Source organism: Bradyrhizobium sp. Ken51 (assembly GCF_055807435.1).
Map to the genome: position 1 here is coordinate 107,492 of NZ_JBVVPB010000017.1, position 21,778 is coordinate 129,269.

The following is a 21,778-nucleotide window of genomic DNA, read 5'->3' on the forward strand; positions in this document are numbered from 1 at the left end:
TCCGGGCGTTTCGGAAAATTTTGCAGCGAGCCGACGGACGCGAATGCCTCCACGAAACGGCAGCGGGCGAGAGCGGTGGCTCCCGCCCGCTTCATGCTTACACTCCATGCTTACTTGCCGTTGATCGCGATCCGCTTCACCTTCTGTTGTGCGGCCGGTGACTTCGGCAGGGTGACGGTGAGAACGCCGTTGTTGAAGGAAGCGGCGACCTTGTCCTGGTCGACGTCATCGACCGGAATGCGCCGCTCGAAACGGCCATAGTAACGCTCGCTGAAGAGACGTTCCTTGTCTTTCGTTTCGCTCTTCTTCTCGCCGCTGATCGTCAGCACGCCATTTGCAAGCTCGACGTTGACGTCCTTCTGCTCGAGACCGGGAAGCTCGGCGACAACCTTGACCTCCTTGTCGCTCTCGTCGAGTTCGACGTTCGGCCAGCCCATTGCGGTCGAGGAGCCGAACGGACTGAGATCGAAGCTGCGGAAGGCGTCGTCGAACAGCCGGTTCATCTCGCGATGAAGCGCAAGCAGCGGATTGCCGGGTTCGCCGCGCTGAACGGCCATGTTGCGTGAGCCGTTGTTCCACGGAATCAGATCGCGTAGTGCCATTGTCGTTTCTCCTTATCTCCTGTCTTGATGGTCGATTGGCGCAGCTCAGCGCGCGGCGATGGCCACGCACGCGCTGCACAGCCCGGACGATCAGCTCGTCAGGCCGCCTGCTTGTGCTCGATTTCGGGTCGGCGTTGCCGGCAGCATCGATCGCGATGCGACGCGGCGGAACGGCGGTCGAAACCAATGATCGAACACCAGAGGGGAGACATATCGTCGTTTCTCATAACCACATCCTCCTGTGAGCAACATGGATTAAGAGCATCACCGGGGCGAGCCCCGATGGCCTCGCCGGACCCTGCTTTGGCGTCCGGCACCGCACTCGCATGCGGTTGCCAAAAGAATTAGGAGGCGGCGATTTGGTTTCAAGAGCCGGTTGCCAAGCGCCCCCCGATGGCGGCCCGAACCTTTTCGAACGCGCGCATTTCGATCTGCCGCACCCGCTCGCGTGAAACGCCGTATCGTGCCGCGAGCTGCTCGAGCCTCAGCGGCGGCTCGGAGAGCCAGCGCGCCTCGAGAATGTCGCGCTCGCGCGGCTTGAGGAGGTCCAGCGCGCCGGCAAGGGCTTCACGCCTCCGTCTGGTTTCTTCCCGCTCGGCGTATTCGGCTTCAGGACTGGACGCGGGGTCGACGAGCCAGTCCTGGACTTCGCCGCCGTCGGCATCGCGCACCAAAGCATTGAGCGACAGGTCGCCGCCGAGGCGCCGGTTCATCTCGATCACGTCGTTCTCCTGCACGCCGAGCCGCCGCGCGATCCGGCTGGCGTGCTCGGGGCGGAGATCACCATCCTCCAGGGCGGAGATTTCCGCCTTGGTCCGGCGAAGCTTGAAGAACAGCTTCTTCTGCGCCCCGCTGTTGGCAATCTTGACCAGCGACCAGGACCGCAGGATGTATTCCTGGATCGACGCCTTGATCCACCACATCGCGTAGGTCGCAAGCCGAAAGCCCCGCTCCGGCTCGAAGCGCTTGACGGCGTGCATCAGGCCGACGTTTCCTTCGGAAATGATGTCCGCAACCGGCAGGCCATAGCCGCGATATCCCATCGCGATCCTGGCAACGAGCCGCAGATGGCTTGTAACCAGATGATAGGCTGCCTCACGGTCGCCGTGCTCGCGCCATCGCTTCGCGTAGGCCATTTCCTGGTCGGGCCGCAGCATCGGAAACTTTCGAATTTCCGCCAGGTAATGTGTCAAGCCGCCCTCAGGCGACAGCATCGGAACAGTTACAGTGCTTCCCATTGCCCACCTCTTCGAATTTGTCTGCTTACGCTCCAAAATCGACATGACAGAAAATGGTTTCGGCCGAGGATGTTACGACCGGTGGGGCTGGCGGCTGAGTTTGCGGCGGCTCCGGCCGCGTCACGAGATAGAGCTCGCCCGCCACCAATAGGAGGGCAGCGACGGCCAGGGCCAACATGCCGAGCACCAGATCGCTGTCGTCATCCATGCGCGTTCGAAAGTATGTCGATGTCGAAGTTCGGCAGCCATCGGCTTTGGCTGTCAGCGCATCGAACGTCGTCACCGGAATTTTGTTCCGGCCTTCCGGCGCTCTCACCCCGCCAGCGAATTCCTCGTCGCGCGAAGAATATCGTCCGACAGCTTGGGATCGTCCACGGCGCGGGCGAGCACGAGGGCGCCGACCATTGAGGCGGCGGCGGCGAGCGCCTTGTCCTCGCGCTGGCGTGGCTTCAGCGTGGAGGCCATCCGGCTGCTCAGCAGGGCGATCGTACCGCGCACGCCGGCGGTGAAGCGCGCCCTCAAGCCGCTGCCTTGACGTGACACCTCACAGGCGAGCGCAGCGAAGGGACAGCCGGCGGCGGCATCGTCGCGATGCCCCGGGGAGAGATACTGCGAAACATAGTCCTCGAGCGCGAAGGCCTCGGGCAATTCCTGGCCTTTGGCCTTGATCGCATGGGCGACCGCTTCCTCGACCAGACGCTCCTTGGAGCCGAACTGGCTGTAGAGGCTGCCGTGCGTCATCCCGGCCGCCTCGGCGAGCGCGTCCACACCGACGCCGGCGATGCCGCGCTCCCGCAGCAGGCGCGAGGCGGTCTCGAGAATATGCTCGCGATTTTTGGCGGCCTGTTCCTTTGAGACGCGCATGGGACCGATCCTTGGACAAGGGATTTGGGCACGGGGCTTGACTTTTATAATTACGATCGTCATCTATATCAATAGTTACGATCGTAATCAAACGATTTCAGACCCGGTAGTGGCGTCGGAGAGGCACTATGAACAGGATTAAACCGAAGATCGCGCTGGTGACCGGCGCCTCCTCAGGCATCGGTCAGGCCACGGCGGAGCGGCTCGCAAATGCCGGCTACAAGGTGTTCGGCACCAGCAGGCGGGGCGCGCAGGCCGGCAAGCAGGCGTTCGAGATGTTGGCCCTCGACGTCACCAGCGACGCATCGGTGGAAGCCGCAGTCGGCGAAGTGATCCGGCGCGAGGGCCGCATCGACCTGCTCGTCAACAACGCCGGCTTCGGCGTTGCCCCCGCCGGCGCGGAAGAGAGCTCGATGGAGCAGGCGCGCGCGATTTTCGAGACGAACTTCTTCGGCCTGATCCGGATGACGCGCGCCGTCGTGCCGCACATGCGGCGCCAAGGCAACGGCCGCATCATCAATATCGGCTCGGTGCTTGGCTTTCTGCCGATGCCCTATGGCGCGCTCTATGCCGCGACCAAGCACGCGGTGGCGGGCTATTCGGAATCGCTCGACCATGAACTGCGCACGCGGGGCATCCGGGTCTCGGTGGTCGAGCCCGCCTACACCAAGACGCCGTTCGACGCGAACTTCATGGAGCCCGACGCCACGCTCGAGGAATATCGCGAGGCGCGCGCCGGTGTGACCAAACGGGTGAACGAGGTGATGACGACGGCCGAACAGCCCGGCGTGGTGGCCGAGACCGTGCTGAAGGCCGCGAGCGCGGCGCGCCCGCAACTCAAATACGCGGCCGGCAGCCTTGCAAAGCGCCTGCGGTTTCTGCGCCGGTTTGCGCCCGCAGCCCTCGTGGATGCCGGAATCCGAAAGGATTTGCGGCTCGATGCGGTGGCGGCGTCGCAGCCCGCCCGCACCGCGCGGGCTTTCTGAGGGGCGCAAGCTTGCCGTCGCGAAGAACCTCCGGACCGAGAAGAAAAATGAAAGCACTCGTCTTCAAGCGCTACGGCAAGCCGGACCAGATCGCGTTGGCCGACATCCCCCGGCCGACGCCGAAGCCGAACGAAATCCTGGTCCAGGTTCACGCCGCGGGCTTGAACCCAATCGACAACATGATTCCGAAAGGGACGTTCAAGCCGATCCTCAAGTTTCAGCTGCCGGCCACGCTGGGGAGCGACCTGGCGGGCGTCGTCGTCGAGGTCGGAAGCCGCGTGACCCGCTTCAAGCCGGGGGACGCCGTCTTTGCCAGCATCTTCGATCTCGGCACCGGCGCTCTCGCAGAATTCGCGATCGTGCCGGAGGATGCCGCCGCACTCAAGCCGCCGAACCTGGACTTCGTGCAGGCGGCCTCGATTCCGATGGTCGGCCTGACATCGTGGCAGGCGCTGAGGGAGCGCATACGGCTCAAGCCGGGCCAGAAAGTGTTCATCCCCGCGGGCGCCGGCGGGATCGGCACGTTTGCGATCCAGCTCGCGAAATATCTCGGGGCAAAAGTGGGGACGACGACCAGCACCGGCAATATCGATCTGGTGCGCAGCCTCGGGGCTGACGAGGTGGTCGACTACAAGATCCAGCAATTCGAGGCGGTGCTGCGGGACTACGACGCGGTGCTGGGTACGCTCAGGGGCGACGCGGTCGAGACATCGCTTCGGATCCTGAAGCGGGGGAGCAGGATTGCTTCACTGGTCGGGCCGCCGGACGCCGCGTTCGCGCGCGCCCGGGGCATGAATGTCTTCATGGTGCTGCTGTTCGGATTGCTGAGCCGCAAGATTATTCGCCAGGCCGGCAAAATCGGCGCGGACTATTCGTTCGTGTTCGTGCACCCGGACGGCAGCCAACTCGCCGAGATCGGCGAGCTTCTCAAGGCGGAGCGTATCCGGCCGGTGATCGACAAGGTCTTTCCGTTCGAACAGGCGAAAGAGGCGCTGGCGTATCTCGAAAGGGGACGAGCTAAGGGGAAAATCGTCGTCCAGATGAGATGAGGGCGTGGATGCGGCCCGCCCAATCGCCTCAGCCCTCTACCCGCCACAGCCGCCATCGTTCCGGCACGCCCTTGAGCTGGTGCATGCCGTGATCCCTGAAACGGATTTCGGACTGCGACGCCAGCAGCTCCTTCACCGCACTCGACACCAGCACCTCGCCGGCGCGCGCCTTTGCGGCGACGCGGGTGCCGATGTGGAAGGCGAGGCCGACCGCCTCGGTGCCGCTCACGGTGTATTCGCCGGCATGCAGTCCGACCCTGATCTCGAGGCCGAGCGTACGCACGGCCTTCTGAAGCGCGGTCGCGCAATTGATTGCGGCAGCCGGCGTCTTGAACGTCGCCAGCACGCCGTCGCCCGTCGTCGTGACCTCCTTGCCGCGCGAGCTCTTCAGCTCCTTGCGGACCGCCGCGTAATAATGGCCCATGATTTTGGTCCAACGGACATCGCCGAGCTTTGCCGCTTTTGCGGTGGAGCCGACGATATCGACGATCAGGATCGTGGCGAGCGCTCGCTTGAGCTCGGTGCTGCCTGCGGCCGGCCGGCGACGGAGCACGATCGCGCCGGCCAGCGGTTCATAGCGATGGTTGCGGCGCCGCGCGATCGCGGCCTTTGCGTAATCCTGGGCACGCTGCGCGCTGCCACAGCGAATTGTCTTCTCCTGCGGCAGACGCGTCCAGTAGACCTTTCGTCCGTCACCGGCGCCCTGGACCTCCACGGCGCCCCACTTCAGGAGGATCGCCGTGCCGACGCGCCGGACACACCACGCCTTCGACGTGTAACCCGATACGTTCGACTGATGGATTCCGATGCGGAGGAATTTTGGCATGAACGTGCGGCCGATCGAAGCAACGTTTGGGCGACCCAGGGTCAAGCGTAGTGACACACTCGCGCATTGGCAATACGATCCCGTCAAGACCTGTTCATTTGAAACCAGTGCATATGCAAAATCATTTTCGCGCTTTTTGTGAAGCCGCCCTGTTGTCAGCCGCGCTCGAAATCGTCGCCTTGCCCGACATGGCGCGTGCGCAGTCGGGGAGCGCCGGCGGCAGCATCGGCAACGACGAAAAATCGCTGTCCGGTTCGCGCGAGACGCCGCGGGCGGCCGAGCCTTCGAAGCCGGCACGACGCAGCAAGCCCGCGGACGACGAGCCGCGCCGCGCGCCGCAAAAGAGCGGCGGAGGCGGCAATCTCGACGGAGCATGGGTCCTGACCAGTGTCGGCGCGTCCTGCGGCACCTCCACCGATACGGTGGTCATCACCGGCGGCCAGCTGGTCGGACAGTACGGCACCGCTCAAGTCAGTCCGAACGGCTCCACATCCGGGGTCGGTGCCGCCGGAAGCCTGACCTGGACCATGTCCGGCCGATTTTCAGGCCGCAGCGGCTCCGGTACGTTCCGGCGATCCGATGGATGTGTCGGAAGCTGGACCGGATCGAAACAGTGATGTTTCCTTGCCTCAGCCCTGATACGCAAACAGCTCGATCGGCTCGCTGAAGCCGCGCACCCCGTGCTCGCCGACACGCTCCAGATCGAACTGGCTGCCAACGAGATCGGCGAATTCGCGTGACAGCAGCACCGTCTTTCCCAATTGCTTGGTCAGGGCTTCAAGGCGCGAGGCCATGTTGACGGCGGGACCGATCACGGTGAAGTCGAGCCGGGTGGACGATCCGATATTGCCGTACATGACGTCGCCGACATGGACGCCGATGCCGTAGTTCAGCGGCGCGCGGCCGGTGCCGTCGTTGCGCGCGTTCAACGCGATCATGGCCTGCCGGGCTTCGGTCACGGCGTGCAGCAGGTTTGCACCGGCATTGGGCTCGCTCAGCGGGAAGATGGCGAGCAGGCCGTCACCGATGAATTTCAGGATCTCGCCGCCATGCCGGGCGATCGGCTCCGACATCGCGTCGAAATAATCGTTGAGCAGATCGATGACGTCGTCCCGCGGCCAGTTGTCCGAAATCTTGGTGAATTCGCGCAGATCGCAGATCATGATCGCGGCGCGCACCGTCGTGCCGGTGCCGCGCCGCGTGGCGCCGGCCAGGATGAGCTCGCCCGCGTGGGAGCCGACATAGGTCTCAAGCAGCGTCCGCGCCAAGCGATTTTTGATTCGGATCTCGCTGACCAGCGACAGCACCGGCAATATGTTCTTGAGGGCGGCGATATGCGCGTCGTCGAAACCGCCGGGCCGGTCGGTCGCGAAGGTGACGAGGGCGCTTGCCGAGCGTATGATAGAGGGGCCAGGCCACGTAGTCGGTCAGGCCCTGCGCGCGCATCTCGCGATAAAGCGCGTGCTTGCGGCCGAGCGCGGGGTCGCCTTCGAGATTCTCGCGCAACTCGGTTGCGCCGTCGAACATTTCGCTGGCGGGACTACCGATGAACTCGGACCGCTCGCGGACGTCATAGTCGACCCGCGCAATCTCCGCCTCGCGCATGCCGTCGGACCACATGAAGCGGGCGCCCAGCCATTGCGGGTGCTGGATCAGCACGTGAAGCGTCGACCGCGCCAGCGGAATACCGGCCTGCTGAAGCCGGATGCACATCTCGGCAAAGATAACGTCGATGAAGCGCTGGTCCCGCGTGCCGTTGATCAGCCAGTCGACGACGCCGTCGGACAGCGTGGCGGATTTCTTCTCTGGGATCATATCTGCCCGTTCATATCGTGGCCGCCCGCATCGTGCTTTGGGCGGCGGCTGCATCAGGGCAGATATCGTGCTCCGGCGCGACGGCGTCAACCTAGCTAGTTGCACGGATTGTACGCATCGCTCTGATGGGCGGGAACGCCGTTCAGCCGACGATTTGAATAGAGCCCAGCACAGCCCGCCCCGAGACGAGCGCAAGCGTCGATGCCCCCGTCAGTTCGACCTTCAACGTGTTTTCGTGCGAAATCGAAAAATCCGTACCGTCGAGACGGATGCCGCAGTCGCCACGCGCCGCATAGACCAGATGCGTGCCGGCGGACAATCGCCGTTCACCGGGCTCCCTGAGCGCTTCGAGCTCAAGAGCGACCGCACCGCGCCGGCCCATCAAATTCACGACCTCGACTGGCCCTTCCTCGAGCCTGGTCACGATCTCGAGCTCGCCGGTGAAGCGCACCGTGGTGAACGGCTCGCGCTCGTCGAATTCCTGGGTGGGGGACTTCAGCACCAGCCCGCGGCCGCCGACCACCATTTGCAAACGGTCGATGCCGGGCATATGGGAGAACGGCCCGGGTGCCACGATCGGGGTCGCCGCGAAGCGCCACAGCAGGCTGTCCCAATCCTTCACGCTGGAATCAGCGCGATGGGCATCCGCGATATCGGTGAAGATGCCGCCGCCGTTCTTCCAGGGCGAGCGAGCGTAGTCTTCGGATTTCAGCAGTGTGGTTTTCATGTCTTGAGGTGGTCCGGGAGCGCAAGAGGACGGGTGGTGTTAGTTGCGTATCACGCAGACAGGATCGTCGCCAGCTCGCTTCCCGTCAGCGCGCCAATCTTTCGCGACTACTTCGTCGTCAGTGCCGCGACCGGGCGCCACGCAACATCAGGCGCGCTCTCAACCAACTGCCGGCAGCGGTCGCGCATCAGTTCGGCCGGGCGATCCGGGCCACGCATGTTCAGCACGCCTTCGAAATCGGCGAGTGCAGCCGCAAACCGGCGAGCGCGATAGCTGGCGAGCCCCTGCTCGTAGCGCCCGATCCAGCAGGCTGTCTGGTCGCCGCCGCCCTCCCCGGCAAGTCCGATCAATTCATAGACCGCAAAACCCTCCTCGCGTCCATACACGGCGATGCTGTCGATCTCGCGCGTGATGATGGCGCCGCGTGCGAGACGTTCGGTCGCTTCGCCAATGAGGATCTGCGTGCCGTAGGATTTGTTGGCGCCCTCGAGGCGGCTCGCGACGTTCACGGCATCGCCGATCACGGTATAATTCAGGCGCAGCTCGGAGCCGATATTGCCGACCAGCATGCGGCCAGAGTTGATCCCGATCCGGATCTGGAGCGGCTGGCCGAGATCGTCGGCAAGGCCCGACGCCGCGATGGCTCTGCAACAGCCGAGCGCCGCACGGCAGCAGCGCAGCGCGTGGTCGGCCTGCGGCTGCGGCGCGCCCCAGAATGCCATGACGGCGTCGCCGATGAATTTGTCGATGGTCCCGCCATTGGCGACGACGGCCTCTGAGGCGAGGTCGAGGTAGCGCGACAGCAACGGCACCACGCGATCGCCGAGCCGCTCGGACAGCCCGGTGAAGCCGGCGATGTCGACGAACATCACGCTGAGCTCCTGCATGCTGCCACCGGGCCTGGCCTCGACGCCCTGCCGCAACAGCGAGCGGACCAGATCGGCCGGGATGAATTTGCGAAACGCTGAAAGACCGGCCGCCATCTCGGCGATCGCGCCGGACAGGCTCGCGATCTCCTTCAGCCGCGACGGATGGCGGCGGACCTGCTCCAGCGCAAAAGCTTCGACATGACGCAGCTCGCCGACGACGCGCGACAGCGGCGCGGCGATGACGGAACGCGCCAGCATCGCCGAGGCCAATGCTGCGAGCACGGCGCCGATGGCAAGGCCGAGGATCAGGCGGCGCAATGTCGTCTCGACCGGACCGAGGAACTCGGCCTCGGGGATCACGGTCGCCAGCGACCAGCCGGGAAACGGCAGCGGCGTGAGCGCCACTTCGTAAGCCGCGCCAGCCGATGTCAGCCGGCTTCGCCAGGCTTCCTTGCGGCCATCTTCGCCCGCCTTCACGAGTGCCATCCACGCCAGCGGTAGCAGCGTCGTATCGCCCTTCGCGGCGTGCAGCTCGTCGGCGTCCTTGTCGGGCGCCGCGATCAGCTCACCACTGCCGTCGATGATGAAAGCCGTTCCGGTGCGCCCGACCTCGAGCTGCGACAGGAAGCGCGCGAGCCTGGTGTACTCGATGACGATGGCCAGGACGCCCTGCCGCTCCTGGTAGACGTCGATCGGACCGGCAAAGGCGATCGAAGGCCGCTCTCCGGTCGGATGGTCCATGACCTTGAACCACTCCGGGTCCGCGGCCGCCAGCCCGGTCTTGAACCAAGCGCGATCGGCGACACGAAAATCGGTCGGTTCGAAACGGCGATTGGCGAATTCGATGTCGCCGGGCACCACCTCGTATTCGTCGATGCGGCGCTGGCCAGCATGATCGGTCAGCGAGATCTCCATCATCTCCAGCCGGCGGTCGCCGAGCTTGTGCGCGGCGAAGAAGGAGCCGTCGGGCCAGCCAAAGGCGACCCAGGAGATCGTCGCCTGCGACTGCAATTGCGACAGGAAGACGAATTCGCGCTTGTCGGCCTCGCGGGTGTCGAGCACGTTCTGCAGGAACAGGGTTCGGATCGCGGTATGGGCGGCACGCGCCTCGTCCACGATCGCGGCGACCTCCTTGCGGACAGCGGCCACGATCTGCTCGTTGATGGTCGATGCGAGCTGCCGGCTCGCCGCTTCCGCCGTGCGCCACCACAGCAGGCTGGAGAGGGCCGCGGTCAAAAGAATCGCGGTCAGGACCAGCGCCGAGACGGCGAGGCGGATGCTGACCGTCAGCTTCGCGATCGCGCGCAGGTGCCGTCCGGGATCAACATTCATCGCTGTTTCCGTTCTCCGGCAAAGCGGCGACTGGCCACCTCCTGTTACCGTTCTACGTGGCACGCGTGCATTCGTTACCTGTGACAGGCACCGCGTGCCGCCGCCAATGCTCTCCGGCTAAGGTCTCGATAGAGACTAGGCATTGGATTGACCCGCCCGTCACCCGCTAATTCGGTCCAAGCGCACAGCCCGTGCGCCCATCCAACGGCCTCACAAACTCGTGACCTGCTCGATCGGTAACACGAGCTGGGTGCGAGGCGAACCGAACAAGGCGCTCTTCGCCTGCCAGGCGATGCCATCTCGAACAGGAGAATCTTCAATGTCTGCCAAACTTGCCGTGACCACGCTCATTCTCGCCGGCGCCATGTCGACCGCACTTGCGACCCTGGCCGCTGCTGCTCCGCTGACCAAGGCCGAGGGCGACGCGGCCGTCGCGGCCAAAAAGGAAAAATGCTTCGGCGTCGCGCTGAAGGGCCAGAACGATTGCGCCGCCGGGCCGGGCACGACTTGCCAGGGCACCTCGACCACCGACTTCCAAGGCAATGCATGGAAATTCGTCCAGGGCGGCACCTGCACCAGCATCGAGCTGCCGGGCGGCAAGAAGGGCTCGCTCAAGCCGGTCTGACGCGCTGCGACACGACCACGACAACAGGGAAGAGCGGAGAGAAACCATGACGACGGCAATCGCGCCTGACATGTCTGCGGTGCCCCTCCGCTATTCCGCGCCCATCGGCGGCGTCGCCGGGACCAGCTTCAAGCTCGAACATCTTCAGGCGATCCTGAGCGCAAAACCGCAGCGCGGCTTCTTCGAGGTCCACGCCGAGAACTATATGGGTGCAGGCGGACCGCCGCATCGCGCGCTGGAAGCGATCCGCCGCGACCATCCACTGTCGCTGCATGGCGTGTGCATGTCGATCGGCGGACCACAGCCGCTCGACAAGGCGCATCTGGCCCGCTTTCGCGGGCTGGTGGCGCGCTACCAGCCTGCGCTGGTATCCGAGCATCTCGCCTGGTCGACGCATGAGACCAGCTTCTTCAACGACCTGTTGCCGCTGCCCTACACCGCGGCAACGCTCCGAAACGTCTGCGATCACATCGATCAGGTGCAGGACGCGATCCGCCGCCCGCTGATGCTGGAAAACCCATCGACCTATATCGCTTTTCGCGAATCGTCGATGAGCGAGACCGATTTCATCCATACTGTCGCCGAGCGGACCGGCTGCGGGCTGCTGCTCGATATCAACAATGTATTCGTATCAGCGACCAATCACGGATTCTCAGCGCTCGACTACCTCGCGGACTTTCCGCTGGCCCGCGTCGGGGAGATCCATCTCGCCGGACATGCCGAGCAGGCCGACGACGAAGGCGATCTGCTGCTGATCGACAGCCATGACGGCCCCGTCGCGGACGCCGTGTGGAAGCTGTACGAGATCGTCGTCCGGCGCCGCGACGGCGTGCCGACGCTGATCGAGTGGGACAGCAAGATTCCGGACTGGCCGGTCCTGCAGGCGGAAGCCGCCGCCGCGCAGGCGATCCTCGATCGTTGCCGCCCGGTCGCGTTGACGGGAGATCGTCATGCCGCCTGAGCCTGACGTTTGCTTTGCCGCAGCCTTTGCACCGGCGCTGCTGGACCCGGTGCGCCCTGCGCCTGAGATCGTGACCGGTCCGAACGGCAAGGCACCCGGCAAGCGCTACGATGTCTACCGCAATAACGTCACGGTCAGCCTGATCGACGCGCTCGCCGCGATCTATCCGGCGGTGCAGCGCATCACCGGGATCGACTTCTTCCGCGCCATGGCGCGCTTCCATGTTCGCCAGACGCCGCCGATCTCACCGCTGCTGTTCGAGTACGGCCGCGACTTCCCGGCCTTCGTCGCGCAATATGAACATGCGCAGATGATGCCATGGCTCGCAGATGTCGCCCGCATCGAGCGGGCCTGGCTCGATACCTATCACGCAGCCGACGCCGCACCGCTGTCGCCGGCGCAGCTTGCAGGGGTTGCGCCGGCGCGGCTGGGCGATCTCGTTCTCATACCGCACCCGGCGGCGGGGATCGTGCGGTCGCAATTCGCGGCGGTGACGATATTCGCGGCCAACCGCGATACGTCGCCGGTCGGGCGCATCGACGCTGCGTCGCCGGAAGACGCGTTGGTCACGCGCGCCGAATTCGATGTCGTGGTCCGGCACCTGCCGCCCGGCGGAGCGGCATTCGCGAGCAGCCTGATGTCGGGTCGGCCGCTCGGCGAGGCTGCTGCACGCGCGCTCGACGCGGCGGCCGACTTCGACATCGCTTCGAACATCACCGGCCTGATCGAGGCGGGCGCCTTCACCTCAATCGCTTTCGGAGACGTCTGATGATCACGGACCAACGCATGCAAGCGGGTGGCGGCCTCCCCTCGCTCGGGCTCCTCGTCGACAAGGCCAATCATCTGGTGCAGACCATCGCCTCGCCATCGGTCGTTCAGCTCGTGCTCCGCGTCGCGCTAGCGGTGCCGTTCTGGCGTTCCGGCATGCTCAAATGGGCAGGCTTCCTCAGGCTCAACGACACCGCGGTGACGTTGTTCAGCGACGAATTCATGCTGCATCTGCCGGGCGGGCCCTATCATTATCCGGCGCCGACCGTGATGGCCTTCCTCTCGGGATGCGGAGAAATCATGTTCCCGATCCTCCTTCTGCTCGGCTTCGGCACGCGGTTTGCGGCGCTCGGACTGCTGTTCATGACCGTCATCGTCGAGCTGACCGTGCCTGACGGCTGGCCGATCCACATCACTTGGGCGGCGATGGCGCTCGGCATCATGGCCTATGGGCCGGGCTGGGTCTCGCTGGACCATTTGATCTGCCGAGCGCGCGGCCCCCGGCCATAGGCGCTAGGCGTCCTGTCACATCCCGCTCAGGCCGCTATCGACCGCGAGCGTCTGCGCAGTGACGTAGACGCTCTCGTCCGAGAGGAAGAACAGCACGGCATAGGCGATTTCCCAGGCGGTGGCCTGGCGGCCGAATGGAACGTGGCCCTTGCCGCGGTTGGGTCGGCCGGCGCCGGCCTCGCGGCCGTTCGGGGTGTCGACGAGGCCGGGATAGACCAGGTTGGTGCGGATGCCGCGGCGCGATCCGAGATGGGCGATGTTGCGCATGAGGCCGCCGAGCGCGGCTTTCGATGAATCATACACCGCCATCTGCGAGCCGGCTTTCAGCGCGGCGATGGAGGAGATGAAGACGATCGATCCGCCGTTGTCGAACTTCGGCAGGCCCGCGCGGCAACACAGCATCGGACCGCGAACGTTGACGTCGTAGATCCCATTCCACTCCTCGGGGCTGACGGCATCGAGCCCGACCTTGCCGAAGGTGCCGATGTTGAGCACCATGCCGTCGAGACCGCCCATGGCGCGATGCGCCTCGTCGATCATGCGCTGGACGTCGGATTCAGAGGTGACATCGGCCGCGATGGCAAAGCCCTCGCCGCCTTCGTCGGTGATGTACTTTACCGTATGCTCGGCCGAGGTGCGGTTGCGATCGGCGACCGCGACCTTCGCGCCCTCGCGCGCGCAAAGAATGCTCATGGCGCGGCCGTTGCCGATCGGATCGGTGGCGGCGTCGAACACACGCTGGCCACCGCCGACGATCAGGATGCGGCGGCCTTCGAGACGTCCCCTGCCCGGCGCTTCGCCCAGCGATTCCGCGCTCGGCGGGCGGACATAGCGGTCTGGCCTGGTCTCGGAATTCTCGGACATGCGCGCCGCCTTATTTCTTGCCGCCGTCATAGACCTTCATGCCAGCTGCCGGATCGAGATCGGTCTCGGTCGCCTCGGTGAGACGCGCCATCATCATGTAGAAGCCGAGCGCGACAATGGATTCGACGATCTCCTGGTCGCTGAAATACTCGCGCATGGCGGCGAAGATCGCCTCGGGAACGCGGACGTTCTCGACCACTTCGCGGCCGAATTTCAGCAGGGCGCGCTCGGCATCGCCTAGGCCGGCGGCATCGTAGTCGGCGCGCTCGACCGCATCGATCTGTGCTTGCGTGCAGCCGATTCCGAGCGCGATCGGCACGTGCTGGCGCCATTCATAGGCGCCGCCTTCGAGCTGGGCTGCCTGCAGGATCAGGAGCTCGCGATTGACCGCACTGAGCTTCTGCTTGTGCAGGATCGAATTGCCGAGCCGCATCGCCGGGATCATGTTGGCCTCGGCATGAGCCATCATGCGGAAAATATTCAGCTTGACCGGCATGCGGTCGAACGACGCGCGGATATCGCCGCTGGTCGTCTCCGGATCAACCAGGGGCAGCCTTGCCACGATTCTCTCCCTTGGCTTTTCGTTTCTTGTTGTCGTTTGTCCCGCCATCCGCCGCGATCAGCGACAGGAAGAACGCGAGGTAGCGGTCGATCGCCTCGATCACCTTCGGCCGCGGCGACGGTGCCGCGCCCATCACGTAATGCTCGAGACGGATGTAGATCAGCCCGGCCGCGAACAGCCGCGCGGTCTCGCGCGGATCCGGCGTCGAGACCAGACCGGCGAGCGCAAAGCCGCGGAAATAATCCGTCATCATGCTCTGCTCGCGCGCGTAGAAATGATCGGCGAATTTGGCGCGGATGCCGGGCACGCGGTTGCGCTCGGCGGTGATGACTTTCTGGAACTGGTGCTCGCGCGGATCGGACCATTGCTCGACCAAATCCAATGCAAACTGCCGGCAGAACGCGGCAGGCTGGCGCGCAAGCTGCTTGTAGCGCGGCTCTTCCAGCCGGCTCGCCGAGCTGGCCGGACCGTGCTCGGCAACGATCGCATCGAGGATCGCGGCCTTGCCGGCGAAGTGATTGTAGAGGCTGCTCTCGCGAATGCCGACGCGACGCGCGAGCTCGCGCATCGAGGCGCCGCCGTAGCCGCTCTGCGCGAACAGATCGAGCGCCTCGGTGAGGATGCGCTCGCGGGTCGTGGGCGCAGCCGCTTCCGCCGCGCTGGTGGTGTGGACAGCCATGCGGCTTGACTAACGAACGATCGTTCGCTAGTCAACCGTACGAACGATCGTTCGTTTCTACTCCGCGCCTCAGAGAAGCGGAGAGCAAACCTTGGGGAGACGACGTCATGGCGCGCTTCGCCCGCCTTCGCGCGGCCTGCATCCTGTTGCCGGTGCTCGCAGCCAGCACCGTTCACGCCCAAAACAAATACGACCCCGGCGCCGACGACAAGACCATCAAGATCGGCACCACCGCGCCGCTGAGCGGCCCGGTGTCGGCCTTCGCGCAGATCGCGAAATCCGCCGAGGCCTATTTCCGCAAGGTGAACGACGACGGCGGCATCAACGGGCGTCGGATCCAGATGATTATCGCGGATGACGCCTACAGCCCGCCGAAGACGGTGGAGCAGACGCGCCGGCTGGTCGAGAGCGAGGACGTGTTGCTGATCTTCGGCGGTGTCGGCACGCCGACCAACAGCGCCGTGCACAAATACCTCAACGACCGCAAGGTGCCGCAGCTCTTCCTGGGATCCGGTGCGGCGAAGTGGGACGATCCGAAGAACTTCCCCTGGACCGTCGGCTGGCAGCCGACCTATCGCGACGAGGCGATCGCCTATGCCAGATACATCAAGGCGAGCCATTCCAATGCGAAAATCGGCGTGCTCTACCAGAACGACGACCTCGGCAGGGACTATCTGAAGGCGCTGGAGGAAGGTCTCGGCAACGGCGAGGCGATCGTCGCGCGCGCGGCTTATGAAACCTCGGCGCCGACCGTGGACACCCAGATCCTCCAGTTGAAGACCGCAGGCGCTGACGTAGTGCTGGTGGCGGCAACGCCGAAGTTTGCGGCGCAGGCGATCCGCAAGATCGGCGAGATCGGCTGGAAGCCCGTCACCATCATCTCCAACGTCTCGGCCTCGATCAGCGGCGTGCTCGAGCCGGCCGGCAAGGACAATTCCACCGGCGTCATCTCCAGCCAGTATCTGAAGGACGCGACCGATCCGGCACTGAAGGACGATGCCGGCCTCAAGGAGTGGGTCGCCTTCATGGACAAGTACCTGCCCGAGGCCAACAAGAGCGACTGGCTCAACGTCTATGGCTACACCATCGCGCAGACGCTGGTGACCGTGCTCAAGGCCGCCGGCAACGACCTCACCCGCGCCAACGTGATGAAGCAGGCAACGACCATGAAGGACGTGCGCCTGCCGATGCTGATCAACGGCACCGCGGTCAGCAATTCGCCCGAACGCTTCACGCCCATGACCAGCCTCCAGCTGATCCGCTTCGACGGCACGCGTTGGATGCCGTTCGGCGATCTTCTGAAGAACTGAGCGATGCGGCAGGTGCGCATCGGCAGCATGCGGATCGATCTCGTCAGCGAGATCGCAGCGCTCGCGTTCGACAAGGCCTGGCTGTTCGCCAACGTCACCGACGAGGTGATCGAGGCGAACCGAAGCTGGCTCGATCACCGCTATATCGAGCCGGAGACCGGCCGCTTCATCCTCAGCCACCATTCATATTTGGTTCGCACGCCGCGCTGGACCGCCATCGTCGACACCTGCTGCGGAAATCACAAGCAGCGGCCGCGCGTCCCGGCGTGGAACAACCTCGACCAGCCTTATCTCGAGAACATGCAGGCGCTCGGCGTCAGGCCCGAACAGGTCGACTTCGTAATGTGCACGCATCTGCATGTCGATCACGTCGGCTGGAACACACGCCTCCTCGACGGCCGCTGGGTACCGACTTTCCCCCAGGCGCGCTATCTGATGGGGCGCGCCGAATATCGCCACTTCGAGGCCGCGCACAATGCCGCGCCAAACAGCCCGGTGAACCACGGCTCGTTCGAGGATTCGGTGCTGCCGGTGGTCGCCGCGGGCCTTGCCGAATTCGTCGAGACCGATCATCGCCTGTTTGACGATCGCGATGCCGCCTTGCGCTTCGCGCCGGCGCCGGGCCACACCGCCGGCAACATGCAGATCCATCTCAATGGCGGCCGCGATCACGCGGTGATGTCGGGCGATGTCATCCATCATCCGATCCAGTGCGCCGCGCCCTGGCTGTCGAATGCGGCCGACGTCGATCCGGCTGCTGCGATCGCGACACGGATGGCGCTGCTCGAAGAGCTCGCGGACACGCCGAGCTATCTGCTCACCGGCCATTTTCCGGCGCCGACCGCGGGGCGCGTGATCCGGCACGGCGAGGCATTCCGGTTTCGGTTCGAGGATTGAGGGGGAAAGACACCATGAAGCTGCGCATTATCACACTGTCGTTGCTCGCATTGCTCTCGGCAGCGCTGCCTGCGCGGGCCGAGGATCCGGCCGCCTATCCCACGCACAAGATCAGGATGCTGCTGCCCTATGCGGCCGGTGGCGGCGGCGACGTGATCGGGCGGCTGCTCGGCGACAAAATGGGCAAGACGCTCGGACAGAGCATCTATATCGAGAACCACACCGGCGCCGCCGGCACGCTCGGCACGCAGATGGTCGCGGCGTCGGCGAATGACGGCTACACCATCACAGTCGGCGGCATGACCACACATGTGCTGGCGCCGGCGATCTATCCGAAACTGCCCTACGATTCGATCAAGGATTTCACCACGATCGGACGCATCGGCACGTCCTCGATCATGCTGGTCGCGACCAAGGATTTTGCCGCCAACGACATCAAGGGCCTGATTGCGCTGGCCAAGAAGGGCGAACCGATCCAGTACGGAAGCTGGGGCGTGGGCTCGACCGGACAATTCTGCGCGGAAATCCTGATGCAGCAGACCGGAATCAAGATGGACCACGTGCCGTTCAACGGCATCGCCAAACTGGCCGGCGATTTGCTGGGCGGCCACATCTCGCTGGCGACACTGGACATGGCGACCGCGACGCCGCTGGTGAAGGACGGCTCGATCAAGGCGCTGGCCGCCTGCGGCGAGCGTTCGCCGAGCCTGCCGGATGTCGCAAGCTACAAGGAACAGGGCGTGCCGTTCGACCGCAGCCTGTCCTGGGCGATGTATGCGCCTGCGGGCCTTGCCGAACCGATTGCGAAAAAGCTGTCGGCAGCATTGAAGGACGCGCTCGCCGATGCCGAAGTGAAGCAGAAGCTGCTGGGGCTCGGCATCACGCCGCAATTCGTGCCGGGCGACGAGCAGCGCGACATCAACGCCCGCGACATCGCGGCCTGGAAGCAGGTTGCCAAGGAGGCGGGCATTGAAGTGAAGTGAACGGAGGTCAAGTGAGCCAAGTGACAAGGGGAGCGCCGGCATGAGCCGCATCTTCGGCGCGGTGCGCCAGAACGGATATGTGGTGCGGGACATCCACGCCGCGATGAAGCACTGGATCGAGGTGATGGGCGTCGGCCCCTGGTACTACATGGACCGCGTCAAGACCGACTGGTTTCGCCATCGCGGAGAAAACTCAGCCGTCGAGATGAGCATCGCGCTGGCGAATTCCGGCGATCTCCAGATCGAGCTGATCCAGCAGCGCAACGACGCGCCCTCGCTGTACCGGGAATTCCTCGAGTCCGGCCACGAAGGCCTCCAGCACATGTCCTACTGGAGCCACGACTACCAGGCGCTCTACGACCGGGCGCTCGGGCTCGGCTACAGGATCGGCCATGAGGGCCAGATCGGCGGCGACAAGGGGCGCTTTGCCTATTTCGACACGCAGGCCCATCCAGGCACCGTGATCGAGATCTCCGACATCAGCGGCACCAAGGGGCCGTTCTTCGAGAAGGTCCGACAGGCCGCGGCCAACTGGGACGGCACGCGGCCGATCCGTGAGGTCGGTGCGAGCCGATGACGCCGGAGGCCCGCAAGGCGATGCAGGAACCGGCCGGGTTCACCGCGCTGCTGGCGCGGTAGACCGCAATCCATGGTAATATGAGCCTCGTGTCCGAACCTTCAGCGAGGCAAGCATGTCCAACACTGACAAGGTTTTCGCCGGCTCGATCCCAAAGCTCTACGACCAATATCTGGTACCGATGATCTTCGCCGTCTACGCCGACGACATCGCAAGGCGTGTCGCGGCCCGCTCTCCCTCCGTGCTGCTCGAGATCGCGGCAGGCACCGGCGCAGTGACGCGCGCGGTGGCGGCGGCACTGCCGCGCGGCGTCCGTTATGTCGCGACCGACCTCAACGAGCCGATGCTCGCCGTCGCGGCGCAGCGTCAGTCAGATGACGATCGCATCTCGTGGCGCCAGGCCGACGCAGCGGCCCTGCCCTTCGAGGATGCCGCCTTCGACGTGGTCTGCTGCCAGTTCGGCGCCATGTTCTTTCCGGACCGCGTCAAGGCTTACGGAGAGGTGAAGCGCGTCCTGAAGGACGACGGCACGTTCGTGTTCAACGTCTGGGATCGCATCGAGGACAATGTGCTGACGCATGAAGCAACGGTCGCGCTCGAAAAATTGTTCCCCGACGACCCGCCCCGTTTCATGGCCCGGACGCCGCACGGCTATCACGACAAGGCCGTCATCAGAACCGACCTCGAACACGCAGGTTTTCGTGACATATCGATCGAAACGCGAACTGAAATAAGCCGGGCGCCGTCGCCGGAGCACGTCGCGATCGCGCTCTGCCAGGGCACGCCGCTGCGCAGCGAGATCGAGGCACGCGATGCCAGCAAGCTTCAGGCTGCGACCGACATCGTTGCCGAGGCGATCCGAACGCGCCATGGGTCCGGACCGATCGAAGGCAAGATCCAGGCTATCGTGATCGAAGCGCGGCGGTCGTGACGGGCTTCGATCTGCCCGCCTCCTACCAGAAGCCCCGCTGCATCGGCTGTGCCGGCTGATAATATTGATACTGGCCGCGCCGGCGCGGATTGACGGGCTGCGGGTTCGGATCGCGTTGGAAGAAGAAGCCGAAACCATTGCCGCCATTGTCCCAGCCGTCGTCGCTCGCCATGGCCATCGGAGGCGCGGTTGGCTTGCGCGTGATGAAACCACCCTGGGGTTGGTTGCTCAGCACCGCGACGAACTCGGTGCGGTAGTTGGTTTCAGCACTCAGCGGCTCGTCCGAGATGATGATCGAGGACCGCGGCAACGCGGTCGGCGCGATGCGATCGAGCACCTCCTGCGGGATGGTAATGCGGTCGAGCGCGTTCCTGGCGGTGTCGCCGTCTTCGATCGTGACCACGCTCCAGCGCAGGCCCGTATCGTTCTTCGCCATCGCCGTGAAGATGTGCGTGCCGAGCGGCTGATCCGGATTGCGGATCGTGACGGGAACCTCGATGCTGGTGTCGAATACCTCGCCGCCGCCGTCCGGTGCCGGCTTGTGCGTGTTCCGCCGCACGTAGAGCCTCTGCGTCGCGCGGCTGATGTAGACCGAGACCGGTTCGAGCGCGAGCTTTGCGTCGGTCGCAGCCTTCACGGCATCGGCCTTCCTGGCCGCTGCCGCCTTGGCCGCCTCCTTCGTGGCCGCGACCGCATCGCGCTTCGGCTGTGCGGCGGCCTTGGCGGCATCGAGCTGCGTCGCCGCGTCGGCGGCCCTGGTGGCGGCCTTCTGCTTCAGCTCCTCGGCCTTGGCGCGGGCCTGATCGGTCTTGGCGGCCGCGAGCTGCTTGTCGGCGAAGGCGAACTCGGCGTCAGCGCGGGTCTTCTGCTGTTCCAGTTTGCGCAGCGACGCCGGCAGCGCTGCCGCCTCCTTCGCGGCCAAAGTCGCGGCCTTCTTGGCCTCGTCGGCCGCCCTTGTGGCCTCCTCGGCCTCGCCGGAGAGCTTGCCGATCTGGCCCGGCGCCGCCGCAATGGCGTCCCGCTTCGGCATGAACAATGCGGGATGAACGATGTCGATCGGAGCCGCGTCGTTCGGCGAGATGATCACCCGCATGCCGATGTTGGTCTTGTCGAACAGGCCTTCCGCGAAGCCGAACGGCATCCGCACGCAGCCATGCGAAGCGGCATAGCCGGGCAGCGGCCCGCCATGCAGCGCGATGCCGTTCCAGGTGATGCGCTGCATGTTCGGCATCCAGGCGTCGTCATACATGGTCGAGCGGTGGTCCTTGTCCTTCTCGACGATGGCGAAGACGCCGGCCGGCGTCTCGCGTCCCGTCGTGCCGGTGGACACCGGCGCGCGAAAAATCCAGCCCTCGGCGTCGTAGAAGGTGACCTGCTGGCTCTTGATCGACACGATCGCCATGATCGGCTCGCCGGCCTCGCGCGGCGCCACCGCCTCGGCCGGCTGGCGCGCCTGCTTGGCCGCATTGGCCGGGCCCACAGCCGCAAAGGCGAGCATTGCCGCCAAGATCACAATCCCTGGAGGCCCCCAACGCCGCATCGCCACGGTGGATTGCGCCGTCGTCATCAGGTTTCTCATGCCATCCTCGGTCGAAATGCCAGTCCGCCGGTCATTGATCAGATTGCGATCTTTGAATTAAGAAATCGCAGCCGCCTTACGTTCCGTCTGTGGCGAGATTCGGCACGTTTGGGCGATAAATCTCATATACGACGGTTGGCGCAGGCGGAAGGGCGGCGTGCGGCCGAAGCTGGCGGTCTATCGCTGCGGCAGAATGACCGGGGGGCGGACGCTCACGACATTCG

Annotated in this window: 23 protein-coding genes and 1 pseudogene; 12 read left to right on the plus strand and 12 right to left on the minus strand. The window is 64.9% G+C overall.

Features of this window, described 5'->3' with window-relative positions; all coding sequences use genetic code 11:
- Nucleotides 1-110: 110 nt before the first annotated feature.
- From AC0L27_RS26400 to AC0L27_RS26415, 4 genes are all read right to left on the minus strand, one after another.
- On the minus strand, nt 111-602 hold the full coding sequence (locus tag AC0L27_RS26400) for an Hsp20/alpha crystallin family protein (RefSeq protein WP_354065234.1): 492 nt from the start codon (nt 600-602) through the stop codon (nt 111-113).
- Between the two features lie 365 nt (nt 603-967).
- Nucleotides 968-1,840: an RNA polymerase sigma factor RpoH gene (gene rpoH / locus AC0L27_RS26405; RefSeq protein ID WP_354065236.1), complete on the minus strand. Its 873-nt coding sequence runs from the start codon at nt 1,838-1,840 to the stop codon at nt 968-970.
- A 25-nt stretch (nt 1,841-1,865) separates the two neighbouring features.
- Nucleotides 1,866-2,048 (minus strand): hypothetical protein, encoded by a 183-nt coding sequence (locus tag AC0L27_RS26410; RefSeq protein ID WP_354218103.1) that lies wholly within the window; start codon nt 2,046-2,048, stop codon nt 1,866-1,868.
- A 104-nt stretch (nt 2,049-2,152) separates the two neighbouring features.
- A complete protein-coding gene (locus tag AC0L27_RS26415; RefSeq protein WP_354210419.1) occupies nt 2,153-2,704 on the minus strand; it encodes a TetR/AcrR family transcriptional regulator in 552 nt (183 codons plus the stop codon).
- 128 nt (nt 2,705-2,832) lie between these two features.
- On the opposite strand from AC0L27_RS26415, the gene AC0L27_RS26420 reads away from it, so the two are divergent.
- Together AC0L27_RS26420 and AC0L27_RS26425 are read left to right on the plus strand one after the other, a co-directional pair.
- Nucleotides 2,833-3,690, plus strand: a complete 858-nt coding sequence (locus AC0L27_RS26420) for an oxidoreductase (RefSeq protein ID WP_354210420.1) — start codon at nt 2,833-2,835, stop codon at nt 3,688-3,690.
- Between the two features lie 47 nt (nt 3,691-3,737).
- Complete coding sequence (locus AC0L27_RS26425; protein WP_354256791.1) at nt 3,738-4,739, plus strand: NADP-dependent oxidoreductase; 1,002 nt, start codon at nt 3,738-3,740, stop codon at nt 4,737-4,739.
- Between the two features lie 28 nt (nt 4,740-4,767).
- Here AC0L27_RS26425 and AC0L27_RS26430 read toward each other — a convergent pair whose 3' ends face one another.
- A complete protein-coding gene (locus AC0L27_RS26430) occupies nt 4,768-5,565 on the minus strand; it encodes an adenylate/guanylate cyclase domain-containing protein (protein WP_354256794.1) in 798 nt (265 codons plus the stop codon).
- A gap of 113 nt (nt 5,566-5,678) precedes the next feature.
- Here AC0L27_RS26430 and AC0L27_RS26435 point away from each other — a divergent pair, with 113 nt between their 5' ends.
- Nucleotides 5,679-6,182 carry a hypothetical protein gene (locus AC0L27_RS26435; RefSeq protein ID WP_473320781.1) on the plus strand — a complete coding sequence of 168 codons (504 nt, stop codon included), beginning with the start codon at nt 5,679-5,681 and terminating at the stop codon, nt 6,180-6,182.
- A 12-nt stretch (nt 6,183-6,194) separates the two neighbouring features.
- On the opposite strand, the pseudogene AC0L27_RS26440 reads toward AC0L27_RS26435, so the two are convergent.
- The 3 genes and pseudogenes from AC0L27_RS26440 to AC0L27_RS26450 all read right to left on the minus strand — a co-directional run bounded on the left by AC0L27_RS26440 (nt 6,195) and on the right by AC0L27_RS26450 (nt 10,308).
- Nucleotides 6,195-7,380: pseudogene (locus AC0L27_RS26440) on the minus strand (adenylate/guanylate cyclase domain-containing protein).
- 142 nt (nt 7,381-7,522) lie between these two features.
- Nucleotides 7,523-8,107, minus strand: coding sequence for a HutD/Ves family protein (locus AC0L27_RS26445; protein ID WP_354210424.1), 585 nt, complete (start codon nt 8,105-8,107; stop codon nt 7,523-7,525).
- Between the two features lie 107 nt (nt 8,108-8,214).
- Complete coding sequence (locus AC0L27_RS26450) at nt 8,215-10,308, minus strand: adenylate/guanylate cyclase domain-containing protein (protein WP_473320784.1); 2,094 nt, start codon at nt 10,306-10,308, stop codon at nt 8,215-8,217.
- Nucleotides 10,309-10,627: 319 nt separating this feature from the next.
- Here AC0L27_RS26450 and AC0L27_RS26455 point away from each other — a divergent pair, with 319 nt between their 5' ends.
- The 4 genes from AC0L27_RS26455 to AC0L27_RS26470 are packed head-to-tail and all read left to right on the plus strand — an operon-like array spanning nt 10,628 to nt 13,172.
- Nucleotides 10,628-10,933: a BufA1 family periplasmic bufferin-type metallophore gene (locus tag AC0L27_RS26455; RefSeq protein WP_354210426.1), complete on the plus strand. Its 306-nt coding sequence runs from the start codon at nt 10,628-10,630 to the stop codon at nt 10,931-10,933.
- Between the two features lie 46 nt (nt 10,934-10,979).
- Nucleotides 10,980-11,894: an MNIO family bufferin maturase gene (bufB, locus tag AC0L27_RS26460; protein ID WP_473320787.1), complete on the plus strand. Its 915-nt coding sequence runs from the start codon at nt 10,980-10,982 to the stop codon at nt 11,892-11,894.
- Nucleotides 11,884-12,663: an HvfC/BufC N-terminal domain-containing protein gene (locus AC0L27_RS26465; RefSeq protein ID WP_354210428.1), complete on the plus strand. Its 780-nt coding sequence runs from the start codon at nt 11,884-11,886 to the stop codon at nt 12,661-12,663. Before bufB ends, AC0L27_RS26465 begins: the two co-directional genes overlap by 11 nt.
- On the plus strand, nt 12,663-13,172 hold the full coding sequence (locus tag AC0L27_RS26470; RefSeq protein ID WP_354210429.1) for a DoxX family protein: 510 nt from the start codon (nt 12,663-12,665) through the stop codon (nt 13,170-13,172). Before AC0L27_RS26465 ends, AC0L27_RS26470 begins: the two co-directional genes overlap by 1 nt.
- A 15-nt stretch (nt 13,173-13,187) precedes the next feature.
- Here the strand turns inward: AC0L27_RS26470 and AC0L27_RS26475 are convergent, their stop codons facing one another.
- From AC0L27_RS26475 to AC0L27_RS26485, 3 genes are read right to left on the minus strand one after another with little or no spacing between them, the layout of a single operon-like run.
- Nucleotides 13,188-14,036: an SDR family NAD(P)-dependent oxidoreductase gene (locus AC0L27_RS26475; RefSeq protein WP_354210430.1), complete on the minus strand. Its 849-nt coding sequence runs from the start codon at nt 14,034-14,036 to the stop codon at nt 13,188-13,190.
- A 10-nt stretch (nt 14,037-14,046) separates the two neighbouring features.
- Nucleotides 14,047-14,598 carry a carboxymuconolactone decarboxylase family protein gene (locus tag AC0L27_RS26480; RefSeq protein ID WP_354210431.1) on the minus strand — a complete coding sequence of 184 codons (552 nt, stop codon included), beginning with the start codon at nt 14,596-14,598 and terminating at the stop codon, nt 14,047-14,049.
- Nucleotides 14,576-15,277 carry a TetR/AcrR family transcriptional regulator gene (locus AC0L27_RS26485; protein ID WP_354210432.1) on the minus strand — a complete coding sequence of 234 codons (702 nt, stop codon included), beginning with the start codon at nt 15,275-15,277 and terminating at the stop codon, nt 14,576-14,578. The genes AC0L27_RS26480 and AC0L27_RS26485 overlap by 23 nt, the downstream gene beginning before the upstream one ends.
- A 107-nt stretch (nt 15,278-15,384) precedes the next feature.
- Here AC0L27_RS26485 and AC0L27_RS26490 point away from each other — a divergent pair, with 107 nt between their 5' ends.
- The 5 genes from AC0L27_RS26490 (at nt 15,385) to AC0L27_RS26510 (ending at nt 19,975) form a co-directional block, all read left to right on the plus strand.
- On the plus strand, nt 15,385-16,587 hold the full coding sequence (locus tag AC0L27_RS26490) for an ABC transporter substrate-binding protein (RefSeq protein ID WP_473320794.1): 1,203 nt from the start codon (nt 15,385-15,387) through the stop codon (nt 16,585-16,587).
- Nucleotides 16,588-16,590: 3 nt separating this feature from the next.
- Nucleotides 16,591-17,484 carry an MBL fold metallo-hydrolase gene (locus AC0L27_RS26495; RefSeq protein WP_354210433.1) on the plus strand — a complete coding sequence of 298 codons (894 nt, stop codon included), beginning with the start codon at nt 16,591-16,593 and terminating at the stop codon, nt 17,482-17,484.
- 14 nt (nt 17,485-17,498) lie between these two features.
- Complete coding sequence (locus AC0L27_RS26500) at nt 17,499-18,467, plus strand: Bug family tripartite tricarboxylate transporter substrate binding protein (protein WP_354210434.1); 969 nt, start codon at nt 17,499-17,501, stop codon at nt 18,465-18,467.
- Nucleotides 18,468-18,507: 40 nt separating this feature from the next.
- On the plus strand, nt 18,508-19,044 hold the full coding sequence (locus tag AC0L27_RS26505) for a VOC family protein (protein WP_354210435.1): 537 nt from the start codon (nt 18,508-18,510) through the stop codon (nt 19,042-19,044).
- A 115-nt stretch (nt 19,045-19,159) separates the two neighbouring features.
- Complete coding sequence (locus AC0L27_RS26510) at nt 19,160-19,975, plus strand: class I SAM-dependent methyltransferase (RefSeq protein ID WP_354256804.1); 816 nt, start codon at nt 19,160-19,162, stop codon at nt 19,973-19,975.
- A 22-nt stretch (nt 19,976-19,997) separates the two neighbouring features.
- On the opposite strand, the gene AC0L27_RS26515 is transcribed toward AC0L27_RS26510, so the two are convergent.
- Nucleotides 19,998-21,554 (minus strand): L,D-transpeptidase, encoded by a 1,557-nt coding sequence (locus AC0L27_RS26515; protein ID WP_354210436.1) that lies wholly within the window; start codon nt 21,552-21,554, stop codon nt 19,998-20,000.
- Between the last annotated feature and the right edge of the window lie 224 nt (nt 21,555-21,778).

Coding starts and splice junctions, on each gene's coding strand:
- AC0L27_RS26400 (WP_354065234.1), bottom strand. CDS start 602: ATGGCACTACGCGATCTGATTCCGTGGAACAACGGCTCACGCAACATG.
- rpoH (WP_354065236.1), bottom strand. CDS start 1,840: ATGGGAAGCACTGTAACTGTTCCGATGCTGTCGCCTGAGGGCGGCTTG.
- AC0L27_RS26410 (WP_354218103.1), bottom strand. CDS start 2,048: ATGGATGACGACAGCGATCTGGTGCTCGGCATGTTGGCCCTGGCCGTC.
- AC0L27_RS26415 (WP_354210419.1), bottom strand. CDS start 2,704: ATGCGCGTCTCAAAGGAACAGGCCGCCAAAAATCGCGAGCATATTCTC.
- AC0L27_RS26420 (WP_354210420.1), top strand. CDS start 2,833: ATGAACAGGATTAAACCGAAGATCGCGCTGGTGACCGGCGCCTCCTCA.
- AC0L27_RS26425 (WP_354256791.1), top strand. CDS start 3,738: ATGAAAGCACTCGTCTTCAAGCGCTACGGCAAGCCGGACCAGATCGCG.
- AC0L27_RS26430 (WP_354256794.1), bottom strand. CDS start 5,565: ATGCCAAAATTCCTCCGCATCGGAATCCATCAGTCGAACGTATCGGGT.
- AC0L27_RS26435 (WP_473320781.1), top strand. CDS start 5,679: ATGCAAAATCATTTTCGCGCTTTTTGTGAAGCCGCCCTGTTGTCAGCC.
- AC0L27_RS26445 (WP_354210424.1), bottom strand. CDS start 8,107: ATGAAAACCACACTGCTGAAATCCGAAGACTACGCTCGCTCGCCCTGG.
- AC0L27_RS26450 (WP_473320784.1), bottom strand. CDS start 10,308: ATGAATGTTGATCCCGGACGGCACCTGCGCGCGATCGCGAAGCTGACG.
- AC0L27_RS26455 (WP_354210426.1), top strand. CDS start 10,628: ATGTCTGCCAAACTTGCCGTGACCACGCTCATTCTCGCCGGCGCCATG.
- bufB (WP_473320787.1), top strand. CDS start 10,980: ATGACGACGGCAATCGCGCCTGACATGTCTGCGGTGCCCCTCCGCTAT.
- AC0L27_RS26465 (WP_354210428.1), top strand. CDS start 11,884: ATGCCGCCTGAGCCTGACGTTTGCTTTGCCGCAGCCTTTGCACCGGCG.
- AC0L27_RS26470 (WP_354210429.1), top strand. CDS start 12,663: ATGATCACGGACCAACGCATGCAAGCGGGTGGCGGCCTCCCCTCGCTC.
- AC0L27_RS26475 (WP_354210430.1), bottom strand. CDS start 14,036: ATGTCCGAGAATTCCGAGACCAGGCCAGACCGCTATGTCCGCCCGCCG.
- AC0L27_RS26485 (WP_354210432.1), bottom strand. CDS start 15,277: ATGGCTGTCCACACCACCAGCGCGGCGGAAGCGGCTGCGCCCACGACC.
- AC0L27_RS26490 (WP_473320794.1), top strand. CDS start 15,385: ATGGCGCGCTTCGCCCGCCTTCGCGCGGCCTGCATCCTGTTGCCGGTG.
- AC0L27_RS26495 (WP_354210433.1), top strand. CDS start 16,591: ATGCGGCAGGTGCGCATCGGCAGCATGCGGATCGATCTCGTCAGCGAG.
- AC0L27_RS26500 (WP_354210434.1), top strand. CDS start 17,499: ATGAAGCTGCGCATTATCACACTGTCGTTGCTCGCATTGCTCTCGGCA.
- AC0L27_RS26505 (WP_354210435.1), top strand. CDS start 18,508: ATGAGCCGCATCTTCGGCGCGGTGCGCCAGAACGGATATGTGGTGCGG.
- AC0L27_RS26510 (WP_354256804.1), top strand. CDS start 19,160: ATGTCCAACACTGACAAGGTTTTCGCCGGCTCGATCCCAAAGCTCTAC.
- AC0L27_RS26515 (WP_354210436.1), bottom strand. CDS start 21,554: ATGAGAAACCTGATGACGACGGCGCAATCCACCGTGGCGATGCGGCGT.